This window comes from Paraburkholderia sp. RL17-347-BIC-D (assembly GCF_046027915.1).
GTDB lineage: Bacteria > Pseudomonadota > Gammaproteobacteria > Burkholderiales > Burkholderiaceae > Paraburkholderia.
In genome coordinates this window covers 19,965-32,107 of the sequence record NZ_JARESS010000001.1, presented here as the reverse complement: position 1 = coordinate 32,107, position 12,143 = coordinate 19,965, and the positions used below count along the sequence as shown (strand labels likewise).

Annotated in this window: 11 protein-coding genes; 5 read left to right on the top strand and 6 right to left on the bottom strand. The window is 58.9% G+C overall.

Features of this window, described 5'->3' with window-relative positions:
* Positions 1-31: 31 nt before the first annotated feature.
* A complete protein-coding gene (locus P0D96_RS00150) occupies positions 32-934 on the bottom strand; it encodes a LysR family transcriptional regulator (protein ID WP_132374071.1) in 903 nt (300 codons plus the stop codon).
* A 168-nt stretch (positions 935-1,102) separates the two neighbouring features.
* Complete coding sequence (locus P0D96_RS00145) at positions 1,103-1,552, bottom strand: nuclear transport factor 2 family protein (RefSeq protein ID WP_408175980.1); 450 nt, start codon at positions 1,550-1,552, stop codon at positions 1,103-1,105.
* Between the two features lie 482 nt (positions 1,553-2,034).
* Between P0D96_RS00145 and P0D96_RS00140 the strand changes: the two genes are divergently transcribed.
* A complete protein-coding gene (locus P0D96_RS00140; protein ID WP_132374069.1) occupies positions 2,035-2,694 on the top strand; it encodes a hypothetical protein in 660 nt (219 codons plus the stop codon).
* 255 nt (positions 2,695-2,949) lie between these two features.
* Here P0D96_RS00140 and kce read toward each other — a convergent pair whose 3' ends face one another.
* From kce to P0D96_RS00120, 4 genes are read right to left on the bottom strand one after another with little or no spacing between them, the layout of a single operon-like run.
* Positions 2,950-3,876 (bottom strand): 3,5-dioxohexanoate:acetyl-CoA acetone transferase, encoded by a 927-nt coding sequence (gene kce, locus P0D96_RS00135; RefSeq protein ID WP_408175977.1) that lies wholly within the window; start codon positions 3,874-3,876, stop codon positions 2,950-2,952.
* Positions 3,873-4,823, bottom strand: coding sequence for a VOC family protein (locus tag P0D96_RS00130; protein ID WP_408310638.1), 951 nt, complete (start codon positions 4,821-4,823; stop codon positions 3,873-3,875). The genes kce and P0D96_RS00130 overlap by 4 nt, the downstream gene beginning before the upstream one ends.
* A gap of 1 nt (position 4,824) precedes the next feature.
* A complete protein-coding gene (locus P0D96_RS00125; RefSeq protein ID WP_408310635.1) occupies positions 4,825-6,633 on the bottom strand; it encodes an FAD-dependent oxidoreductase in 1,809 nt (602 codons plus the stop codon).
* A 28-nt stretch (positions 6,634-6,661) separates the two neighbouring features.
* The gene (locus P0D96_RS00120; protein WP_408282589.1) at positions 6,662-7,513 is read right to left on the bottom strand and encodes a fumarylacetoacetate hydrolase family protein; all 852 of its coding nucleotides are present in this window, start codon (positions 7,511-7,513) and stop codon (positions 6,662-6,664) included.
* A gap of 158 nt (positions 7,514-7,671) precedes the next feature.
* Between P0D96_RS00120 and P0D96_RS00115 the strand changes: the two genes are divergently transcribed.
* From P0D96_RS00115 to P0D96_RS00100, 4 genes are all read left to right on the top strand, one after another.
* Complete coding sequence (locus tag P0D96_RS00115; RefSeq protein ID WP_408311635.1) at positions 7,672-8,409, top strand: GntR family transcriptional regulator; 738 nt, start codon at positions 7,672-7,674, stop codon at positions 8,407-8,409.
* Positions 8,410-9,007: 598 nt separating this feature from the next.
* Positions 9,008-10,720: an FAD-dependent oxidoreductase gene (locus P0D96_RS00110; protein ID WP_408310632.1), complete on the top strand. Its 1,713-nt coding sequence runs from the start codon at positions 9,008-9,010 to the stop codon at positions 10,718-10,720.
* 109 nt (positions 10,721-10,829) lie between these two features.
* Entirely contained in the window at positions 10,830-11,279 is a 450-nt protein-coding gene (locus P0D96_RS00105) for a nuclear transport factor 2 family protein (protein ID WP_132374064.1), read from the top strand.
* Positions 11,280-11,335: 56 nt separating this feature from the next.
* Positions 11,336-12,070 (top strand): SDR family NAD(P)-dependent oxidoreductase, encoded by a 735-nt coding sequence (locus P0D96_RS00100; RefSeq protein ID WP_408310629.1) that lies wholly within the window; start codon positions 11,336-11,338, stop codon positions 12,068-12,070.
* The last annotated feature ends 73 nt before the right edge of the window (positions 12,071-12,143 follow it).

Genomic DNA, 12,143 nt, shown 5'->3' with positions numbered 1-12,143 from the left:
GTGATAAAGAGGCGTCACCCGGCCGCGACCGTCAGTCTTCGTTTGAGGTTTGCTTTAGTCGACCGAGGAACCAACGGCCTGCAGGGCCCGGCGGTGTATCTCTGCGATAGATCGCATACATGGCGATCGGCGGCGTTCGGGGTTGAAAGTTTTCGATTCGCAGCGGTACCAGATCGCCTGAAGCCAGATCGGGATGCACCATCGCCGTAGGCATGTGTCCCCATCCGAGGCCCGCTCGTAAAAACGCATGCTTTGCGCCCAGATCCGATAACCGCCAGATCTGCGGAGAGAAGACCCCGAACGACTTCCCATCGGTCAGCGGCGTGCGATCCGTCAGTACAAGCTGCACATGCTCTTCTAACTCGCGCGATCGGATCACTCTCTTAAGCGATGCCAGCGGATGTTTCGGAGCGGCAACGGTGACCATCGGCACATCGAGCAGCTTCTCGGCATCAACCGTTTCGGGCACGGCCGGCATGGAACCACTAATGCCGAGCCTGCACGTGCGCTCCAGCACTCGCTGCACTACCGCACCCAAAGCTTCGACATATAACCGCAATGGAGTGTGAGGAAACGCGTCGCGGAATTCTCCAACCGCCACCGTGAGTGAGTCCATCGGATACATGACGTCCACCACGACGGAAAGCTCCGGTTCAAGTCCTTCTGCGATTGCTCGCGCCGTCGACTTGAAACCATCCATGCCGCCGACGACGAGCCGCGCCTGTGACAGCAATACGGCACCTTGCTCCGTCAGTCGCGGATAGCGACCGCTGCGGTCGAACAACGACACATTGATCTGGCTTTCCAGATTGGCGAGCGTCTGGCTCACCACGGACTGTGTCCTGCGAAGCTTGCGTCCTGCCGCAGAGAAGCTTCCTTCGTCCGCGGCAGCGATGAAAGTACGCAGCTGATCCATGGATACGCCGTCGAGCATTTATCGACTTCCCGAATGGTATCTGTCGAGAAATATAGCCTTCCGAGCGTCGTGTCAAGTGCTTAAGGCCAAACCAGCTTGCCTCCGTCTCGGTTGAAAATAGCAAACTGCAGCGCTTGCACCGTCCAGCCTCGATAGCGTGCAGCCCGTGACAAGAGCAAGCACTCTTCAGTATCGGCTCGTGGGCTCGCCATCGAGCCATGGATAGCGTTCCGTGTCGGCCCCCGCGTAGTCGGGATCAAGATAGACGAAGCAGCGCTGAATCCGGAAGTCGCGAATTTCTAATACGTCACACCATCGCCCGGCATGTGTGGTCCCTGCACGCCACCCCGCGCCACTCTTTAGCTTCCCGGACGACGTGGCTTCGACCACCACCCGATCGCCTTGCTGAACAAAATTCGCATAGGCCATGTCGTGCGAAATCTCAGCGAGAATCCCGCTCAGGTCTTCGAGAAACTGGGCAATCTCTCCACGACCATGAGCGACGCCCCATTTCGGAAAATAGAATTCGGCCTTCTCATCAAATAGTTCAAGAACGTCGCCCCCACGATCTACGCGTCTGAAGAACTCTATCGCGATAGCTTTGCGCTGCTCGTCTGTCATTGGTTGAATTTGCATGGCAGTCTCCGGGAATGGTTGCACGTCCAAGTTCCTTGCACGTGGCTTCGACAAACTATCGGAGAGGTCGCGATCACTGTCTAATGATAAAAATTGGGCGCTTGATCTGCGTTGGTGATCGTCGCTCGAAGACCAGACTTTCGCCGCGAGACTCGGGAGGCACTCACTGGCAACGACGCAATATTGAATGTGAGGGTTGCGCTGCACAAAAGCCCGGCAGCCAACCCGGAGTGAGGCGTCGTGATCTGACTTTGAGATCACGATGTCAGTATTCATCGTTGGACGCGGATGCAGCGCGCAACCATACTTCCTATCACTTGAAACGAGTTCAATCACGATCACTGGTCTCTGACAGGCCGACGTAGCCGTTGCGTTCGTGACCTCGACCGATCAGATTCGACGGTACGGCAGAATCCATTGCGCCCTTGTCGCTGTACGACGACGCCGGCCGAAGACCCACGGGCAACCCATAGGAGCTAGTCATGAAATATGCCACCCTGGCGGCGCCAGGCCGAGAAATGCCCACAACGGATGCGCTGACGTTGATGCACGTCCCCGCAAAGTTCGACGTAACCCAATGGCCCCGAGAAGTCGAAGCATTTCTCCACAAGACGACTAATCCGCATCATCGGGCCATGTTAAAGAACTACTTGCGCCATTTGCTGCTGGAAGTGGCGGGATACTGGGATCAAATCATCGTTCCTGAACTCACCGTCGAGGAACCGATGTATCGCGTTGGCGACCGGCGCCAGATGCACGTCCTGACGGGCAAGGTGGCCGTCGAAGGTTTCTATCGCGAAGCCGCTGAAACACGCCAGAACGTGATGGGCGCACGAACCATGAACATGGGCGTCGACGACTACGGCGTCACGACGGAAGCCGTATGGACTCACGTCGTGCCCGGCGTGTGCCTGAAGGACCACGGCATCGACGCCGACCCCGCGGCGCACTACCTGATGACGCATCACCTCTTCCAGATCTTCACGTACACGAACGAGCCGAAGCCGAAGCTCATCGCGGAGCGTATCTACGACGACCCGGAGAGCTACACCTACGAGAAGCTCGCACCCTCCGAGGTCGTGACGCCGGAGATCGCCCGGGAACTCCTCGCCCCATTTCTCGCTCGAGCCACGCTGGACTGAGTGCATTTGAGTCCAGGTTCCGGGAGTGACGACGATCTTTAGAACGACGTCACTCGTCGTGGCCACTAGAGCGCCGGCCGAGTATCTGGCTCTGCGCCCGTCGCAATACCAATCGAATCGATGTGGAAGACGAGACCATCCGCATTCCGAACGATGCGGACTATTGCCTCTGCGGGAATCTCTACTCGCGACACCAGAAATAGCTCCGGCATTGCCCTGGCACAGGCAACGCCGAAGCATCGCAGACACGTCTCTTTAGAAGCCGACGCTATGGCGTCCCTTGAGATTCAGCATGGCGCGAGCCTCATCGGGCGTCGCCACTTGAAGCGACAGGGCTTCAATGATGGTGCGAACGCGCCTTACCTGCGTCGCGTTGCTACTTGCGAGCTTGCCGGGGCCATCCCAAAGAGAATCCTCGAGTCCGACACGCACGTTTCCGCCGACAGAGGCAGAAATCGCCGCGAGCGGCATCTGGCTACGCCCGGCCCCGAGCACAGACCAGACATAATCTTTCCCGAACAATCGATCAGCCGTACGGCGCATATGCATGAGATCCTCGACATGTGCGCCAATGCCACCGCGTAGACCAAATACGGACTGTATGAGAAGGGGTGACTTAACGAGCGCCCTGTCGAGAAAGTGCGCGGCCGTATAAAGATGGCCAATGTCGTAGCACTCAATCTCGAACCGGGTTTCGTTCTCGCTACACGATTGCAGGATGTAGGCGATATCCTTGAATGTATTCTTGAAGATGCGATCGTCGCTTCCTTCCAGATATGGGCGCTCCCAGTCATATTTAAGCTTGTCTTTGAAGCGCCCGAGCATTTCGTACAACCCGAAGTTCATTGAACCCATGTTGAGCGACGCCAATTCGGGCCGCAACTCAAGTGCCGGTTGCAGCCGCTCCTCGACCGTCATCGTAGGCGCCCCGCCCGTGGTGATATTGATGACCGCATCCGAGGCTTCCTTAATGGCGGGCACGAACCGGCGAAACAACTCCGGTGCCTGGGATGGACGGCCATCGAGGGGATCGCGCGCGTGTAAGTGGACGATCGCCGCTCCAGCCTGGGCTGCTTCAATGGCGCTCTGCGCGATCTCGTCCGGCGTAACAGGCAGATAAGGCGACATCGACGGAGTATGGATCGCTCCGGTTATGGCGCAGGTGATAATGACTTTGCTCATGCGCAGACTCCGTCTTCAGTGTTCTCGAAGAAGTAGCCCGGCACGTCGGGCCCCCATAGATAGAGTGAATCATCAGGCGGATGATTGCCGCCGGCCCATTGGCCGCCAGGGGCGATAAAGTCGATATCGGCCGAATACTCCCAGAATGAACCCCACGGGTCTCGCACGTAGTGAAAGTAGTTGGAGCCGAGCACGTGCCGGCCCACGCCCCAACCGTCGCGGTATCCAGCGCGCTGCATCTGCATTTGGCCGAGTCCGACATGGTTGACGTCGGGAACGTCCCATGCGCTGTGATGCCAACCCTTTGCCGCCCCCTGAACAAACGCGATCATATGGTGGTCGCTGCCGTGAGGCGCGTGCATGAAAGCGACGATACCTTCCGAGCCATCGGACAGACGCACCCCAACCGAACGCTCATAGAAACTGACCGTGCGACGAATGTCCGGGGTGAACATCACGACGTGCGCAAGCCGTAACGGCTGAACCGGCTCTGCGTTCTCGCGGGCGACTGCGCCGCGTAGCCGAGGCAGCGCGGGTTCAGCGTCACGAGGCGGCTTGAAATTTGGCGACGTCTTGGGCCCTGCCTTGAGCTGTAACAGATTGCCGTCCGGGTCTTCAAACCAGAACCCTTCATGTTTGGCGGACTCAATTCGAGGTGTCGCTTCTTGTCCGCCCGCTTCGATGATCTGCGCGCGGATCTTCGAGAAGTCATCGGCGAAGCAGTTCAGAGACAAATAGGCCAATCGCTTACGCGTGCCGGCAAAAATCCGCGCCCACACATGGGCACTGCCGGCAGTGCGCAGCAGCAACTGACCTTCCTCCTCCTGTACCCGGAATCCAAAGGCCGTAAGGAATTCTCTCGCCTCGTCGAGTCGAGGAACTTCGAGCGCGAAGTGATCGACCGAGTGTATGCCGGCTGTTCCTACGCTTACAGTTGAAGCGGTCATGTCATTCTCTCCCGGCAAGAGTCGAAGCTGTAGCGCTATGCGACGTCGTGGCAGACATGCTTTGCGGCTCCCGGCCGAGTATCTGCGCGAATACCCGCCGCAATGTTCCTAATGGGTCGGCGACGAGATCATTGGCCCGATACGCGACAAACCGGTCCGGCCGAACCACCACGCAACCACCGTCCTCGATTTCCCGGAGTTCTCCCCAGCGCCCATAAGCGTCGATGGTCGATGAGCCGTGAGCGATGACCCACCCATTCACGAAAATACCGAATTCGTTGCTGACCTGTCGGAGTGCTTCGACCCAGGGTTGGCCGCCCATGCCCGTCAAGAGCGCAAAGGAGCCTTGCCCGACGAGGTCAAGCGTAGAGACGCGCCTGCCCTCGTGTTGAATCCACGCGTGGGGTGTATACGCGCCGGGTGTGGTGGTCGCGTGATAATACAGTTCCGCGTCCCGGCTTGGCTCGGGAAAGCGGGCGCCGTCTCGCACGACCGCGGCGGAGGTATACCGCTGACCCAATTCGACGCCGTGGCAGTTGAATTGGTAATTTTGCAGATCGATCGCCGAGGCCAATTGCTTCCTGCGCGTGCGGCCCACGGACGTATTGGAGAAAAGCTCGTCCAGTGAAGCCCACCCTTCGTCGGCTCCCTGGCCATCGCGGAAGCCCAAAGCCTGTGAAATGGGCAACATATCCGTCATCGACCTGATCGCCCGGTTCACCACTTGCTCGGCCACGGGTTGTCGCTCATCGGAGTATGTCTGCAGCAGCGAAGGAGCCGCTTGTCCCTTGACGATCAAGGCGAGCTTCCAAGCCAGATTGAATGCGTCCTGCACTGATGTATTCGATCCGAGCCCGTTGGCGGGCGGATGGCGGTGCGCCGCATCACCCGCGATTGCGACACGTCCCTTCACCATCTGGCGCGCGACCATGCGGTTAATCGTCCACTTCGATACCGCCTTCACACGCACCGGAATATCCGGGTCGCCAATCGTCGCGCGAGCCCTCCGGATGATCGCGTCCTCACTGAGATCCGGTTCCCCGTCGGCGGGGTTATACATCGATACCATCACCCATTCGTTCCACGGGCGCACGCAGATCCACACCCCGCTTCCCACCCAATAGTCACAGCCGGGCTGATACATCCAGTACAGCACCCCAGGACGGTGTGCACAGTATTGACTGAGATCGACCTCAAGCCAGCAATTCAATGCGTAACCGAGCCCCATCTCTCCTTCGAGTTCGAAGCCGATATCTTTGACTACCAGGCTCTGTGCGCCGTCAGCGCCTACCGCGTATTCTGAAATGACCTCTATTTCCTCTCCCGTTAGCCGATCAACCACGCGGGAAAACACAGCCTCCTCGGTCTGACGTATCGATACGAGTTCGGTATTGAAGAGAACCTTCGCGCCGAATTCGCGTGCGGCCGTCAATATTGCCGGTTCCAGCAAATGCTGCGGCGCGTTGCACATCTCGGACGGACTGGCCATCTCATAGTCAGCCTTTCGCTGTTCTCCCGTCCCCCAGGTTTGAAGGCGGCCGAGTTCAGTTCCAGTGAAACTCGTTGCCCAAACGTTGTTGGTCATCAACTTGTTCGACGTGGAAAGCGCGCGCACGCGATCTTCGATGCCAAGGTCGCGAAACACTTCGACGGTACGCTGATTTGTTATGTGTGCGCGCGGCGAGTGTGCGGTGCCAGGGTAGCGGGTAATAGCGAGCACCTCCACGCCGTATTTCGCCAGCAGCGCGGCGGTTGTCAGTCCTGCGGGGCCCGCGCCAACAACGAATACGGGGACGCGAATTTGTCTCATAGTTCCTCCGATCTCTTATGCCGTGCTGTCAGTCCGCCGGCTTTTCGTCTTGCACAGTATTCTTCAGTACACCGAGCCCTTCGATTTCAACCTCGCAGACGTCGCCGTCGCGCATAATCAGTTTCGGCTCTCTTGCCCAACCAACACCGGCCGGCGTGCCAGTCACGATGACATCGCCCGGCGCAAGCGTGATGGCCTCGCTGATGATCGCAATGAGTGTCGCCACGTCGAATACCAGGTCGCTCGTGTTGGCCGCCTGCACGACCTTCCCGTTTAGCCGGGTCTCCAGTTTGAGTCCCGCGCCGCCTGCGGGCAACTCATCGGCGGTCACGAATGTGGGCCCGAAAGCGCCAGTGCCGTCAAAATTCTTTCCCACAGTCCACTGGGGCGCCTTGAACTGGTACTCGCGGATCGAACCGTCGTTGAAGATCGAATATCCCGCCACGCATTCCAAGGCTCGGGCCTTTGGAATATGGCGACCGCCGCCGCCAAGAATCACGGCCATTTCGCCTTCGAAGTCCAACGAATCGGATACGAGGGGACGGATCATGGGTGCCAGATGTCCGATCAAACTGCTATCAAAGCGGGGAAACAACGTTGGGTAGCTCTGCGGCTCGAAATGGCTTTCTTTAGTGTGGTCCGCATAGTTCAGGCCAACGCAAACGATCTTACCCGGACGAGCAAGAGGCGGCAGCCACCTCACGGTGTCAGCAGAATACTCCGTGCCTTTGACAATTCCGGCCTTCGCATATGCCGTCAGGTTCGTTCCCGACGCCAGCAGCTCCTCAAGCGTTGCGTGACCCAAAGAGGTGATCGTCGATCCCTGCAACACGCCCAGCAGACGTTGGTGCCCATCGGGCGAAAAGTGTACGTATCTCATTACGGCTCCACGGTGGTTCAAGAGTTCGTTCGTTGCCTCGCAACGTTTGATACAAATTTAATAAATATATATATTTTCGTCTTTGCATGTTAACCCTGACACTGGATATAATTTCTCGATACCTATAGTGGTGCAGCCGGGAGGATTCTGTGGACGATATGTTTGACATGCCGGGCTCTACTGGCCGAACCATGGCATCTGTGCTGGCCGAAACGATTCTCCAGGACATCGTGACCGGCGTGCTGCCGCCTGGCTCGAAGCTGAAGATCCGTGAACTGGCGGACCGTTACCAGGCTGGCGCGATTCCGCTGCGTGAAGCAGTTTCACGACTGGCAATGAGCGGATTCGTTGAAGCCGAGGACCAGCGCGGATTTCGCGTAACGAAAATTTCTCGCGCGGACCTGGAAGACATTACGGCAGTGCGGCAGCGTATCGAATGCGACGCCCTTCGTGACGCGATCGAGAGTGGAAACCTCGAATGGGAAGGTGCGTTGCTAGCGGCCTATCACCAGGTGAACAGCCTACCGCCCATTATCGGAAATCCAGAACGCGTCAACCCGGCATGGGATCTCGCGCACGACAAGTTTCACTCCACCCTGCTGGAAGGATGCAGATCAAAGTGGCTCAAGCGTTTTGCCGCGACCCTGCGCATCCAGACGACCCGCTACCGGCATCAGTCGATCCAGGCCCCTCACGCGGCTTCACGCAATTTCGCGCAAGAGCACGAGGACATCGTAAAAGCTGTGCTCGCGCGTGACGCCGACCGGGCGTGCGAACTGCTGCGTCAGCACTTCGCCGCCACGACTGAGCTGGTGCTCGAGGACATTGCTAGCGGCAACGCCGCGAAGAGCGAAGGCACAGCGCGAGGTCGGGCGCGCGCGCGGTCTACTGCGTGATGCTGTGAAATAGAACGCGTCGTCCGTGTGAACCGCTCGCTCGGCTTTGCTTGAACAGCGCTGCCTGACCCAACCCAACTCATCCCGGCCGAATGAAACGCATGACATTCGCGCTATCAAGGAGCCGGGTAGCAAGCCCGTTCATGACCATTCGTGAATTGCAGGTGGATTCACCGGCAACGTGTCGCGCCGGCGCTTAAGCCGCTAACGCTGCGCGCCAATCCGCTTGCAACAGACTCTCTGCGCATCGCCTCCACCGTTCAAATGCCCCCAACGACAAAGGCACGGCAAGCACCGCGCCGGCCGTGCCGGTAAGGCGTCTTCTCGTTCCACTCTCCTCCTGATTCGCAGATGTCGCCGTCGCTATGCCGGCGACATGCAGCTGCACTGCGCTTCAGCGCGCTACCGGCGTACGTCGCTCCTAGCGCGCAGCAGCGCTCGCGCCGGACGTGAACAACACGCTCCCATTTGACGCGATTCCTATCATCTCGATAGTTTTTATATTATTGTATATTTTTCTGTTTTATATATATTTGTCTCACGCGAGCCGCCGTACGGGCTTCGACGGAGTAGGCAACGAAAAACAAGGAGGAAGACAATGCAAAACGCAGAGCGATGGGCATCCCGCGCGAGCGCGGCTCCCGCATCAACACACCGGCTGGCCAGCCATTCAATTGAAGCCTTTGACGCGATATTCGACGTCATTGTCGTCGGAGCCGGCGGAGGCGGATTTCCCACCGCCCTCTTTTCCCGCTGGCTCGGCAATTCTGTTGCGCTCGTCGAGAAGGACAGAACCGTGGGCGGAACCGCGAAAAAAGCCGCTTTCTGGTACTGGGTGCCCAACAACCGGCCGATGCGCGAAGCGGGAATCGAAGATCGCAAGGAGGACTGCCTGCGTTACATGGCGCGCCTCGCCCGCCCCGAACACTATGATCCGGAGGATGCCAATCTCGGACTCGATGCATGGGAATATGAAGCCTTCAGCGCAATCTATGACAGCGCATCACCTGCTGCTGAGTTGCTCCACGCGCGCGGCGCTCTCGAGTACCGGCATTTGCCCGGTGTCACAGACTACTGGGCCGAGCTTCCAGAGAACACCGCGCCGCAAGGCCGAGTGCTGATACCCGCGGGCGCGTGCGAGTCGATGTCCGACGGCGGCAAGGTGGCAATTCAATCCATGCACGCTGCCGCCCAGCGCGACGGCGTCGACGTTCGCACCGGTCTGCGTGTGCAGCGCGTGATTCTCAACGAGGCCGAAGAAGTAGTCGGTATCGAAGCCACGGATGTCGAAGGCAACGACGTCCGCCTCGGCGCGCGGAAGGCGGTCATCTTCGCGACCGGCGGGTTCACACACAACAACGACCTGCGGAAAAATTTCCTGCATGCGCCGCTATTCGGTGGCTGTGCCGCGCGCTCGAATGAAGGCGATTTCATTCACATCGCGAGCCCCCTGCGCGCACAGTTGCGCAACATGAACTATGCCTGGATGTGCCCGGTGTCACTCGATCGCCTGGTCGCTGGCCGCGATGATTTTACGGGCACGTTTTCCGTTGGCGGCGATTCGATGCTGTGGGTGAATAAACAAGGAAAGCGGGTGGTCAACGAGAAACTCGCCTACAACGAACTGGCGCAAAAGTTCTTCGAGTGGGACGCGCAGCTTGCTGAATATCCGAACCTGGTTCTCGTCGCCATCTGGGATCAGCGCAGCCAGGACCATAGCGCAAGCACGGAGTACGGCTGCCTGATCCGGCCCGACGCGGCTCAAGAGGGGCATCTGATCAGTGGCAATACGTTGGAGGAACTCGCCGATGCGCTCGCCCGGCGACTCGAGACCTTCGAACGTCTCACCGGCCAATTATGCCTTGCCGACGATTTTCTGGTGAATCTGCGGGACACCATTCAGCGCTTCAACCGATTCGCCCGCGAAGGGGTGGACACCGATTTTCGCCGCGGTGACCGCCTTGTAGAAAAAATGTTCAACGGCGCTGTCCAAAACGAGTCTGCCTCACCAAACCCGACGATGTTCCCGCTCGCGGACAGTGGGCCCTACTACGCGGCGTTGGTAACCGGCGGCACGCTGGACACGAAAGGCGGTCCTTTGACCAACAGTGACGGCCAGGTTCTCAACGATAGCGGCGCACCGATACCTGGCCTGTACGGCGTGGGGAATTGCGTGGCGTCCGCATCTGCGCGCGCCTACTGGGCGGGCGGCGGAACACTTGGTCCGATCCTCGCGTTTGCCTATCGCGCCGCGAATACCGCCCATCTCGAACCGAATAAAGCGCTCCTGACGGAAGCGACCCAAGCCTAGCCTTGGAGCCGGCACGGTCCCGGCGCGCCTTCTATCTGCTTTTCAGTACACGTCGAGGCCAGCATGGTCACACGTCGGTCTCGACGCGCCCCTTAACCATGGAGACAAGATGCAAATTCAATCGATGAACGACGAGCAACGCAAAGCGATTGCCCTTGAGTACTTCAAGCGAATGGACCGCGGCGACAATGTTCTCGATCTATTCGACGAACACGCGGAGGTTTATTTCCCGAAGTGGGGCATTGCGCGTGGACGAGAGCAGATCGCTACCCTCTTTGGCGACCTCATGGGCATCATTGCCGAAATCGCGCACGACGTCACCTACGCCAACGTTGTACAGCAGGGCGATACAGTCGTCGTCGAAGCGGCCTCGCGCGGCAAGCTGAAGAACGGCGTTTCGTGGCGAGCCGGCACTTCGCATGCGGGCCGTTGGTGCGATGTCTTTGAAATCCGCGACTTCAGAATTCAGCGCTGCTTTATCTACCTCGATCCCGATTACGCGGGCGCTGACACAGAGCGCTATCCATGGCTTAGACATGCTCCGGATGACCGGTACTGAGCCAATCCATTCCGTTTCATGCAAGGCATGCAGCGCAACAAACCGGAGATTTGACGATGGCGAGATTCGAAGGAAAAACGGTGGTCGTAACGGGTTCGGCGCGCGGCCAGGGCGCCGCGGAAGCGCAGCGCTTCTTCGACGAAGGTGCCAATGTCGTATTGAACGACGTGTTGTCCGCGGAAGGTGAGGCGCTCGCCGCGAAGATGGGCAAACGAGCCATCTATGTCACGCACGACGTGACGCGCGAAGACTCGTGGCGAGCGCTCTTCAAGGAAGTCGAGCGCGCGTTCGGCCGATGCGACGTGCTGGTGAACAACGCGGGTATCTATGTACCCGCCGCAATCGCCGAAACGACGCCAGAGTTAGCGGAGAAGACATTCCGCGTCAATCAGTTAGGGACGCTGCTTGGCATGAAGCATGCCATCGAGCCGATGAAAAGAAGCGGCGGCGGTTCCATCGTGAACATCTCGTCGAGCGCCGGGCTGCGCGGCTTTGCCAATGCGATTGCCTACGGCGCTACCAAGTGGGCGGTGCGGGGAATGACCAAGGTCGCGGCTGCGGAACTGGCGCCTCATGGCATTCGCGTGAACTCGGTCCACCCCGGGTTTATCGCTACAGATATGCTCAAGGCCAACAGCGACGAGACGAATCGTTTCGGCGCAGACGCGGCGCCGTTAAAGCGGCATGGCACCGCCGAGGAGGTGGCGGCTATCGTTTGCTTCCTGGCTAGCGATGAAAGCGCCTTCATGACAGGCGCCGAGGTGGCAGTCGACGGAGGCTGGGCGATCTGATTGATCCGCTGAAACAGGAAAGCCAGCGCGCATCGAATGGATGCGCGCTGGCTTTGCCTTTGCGTAGCAGTCT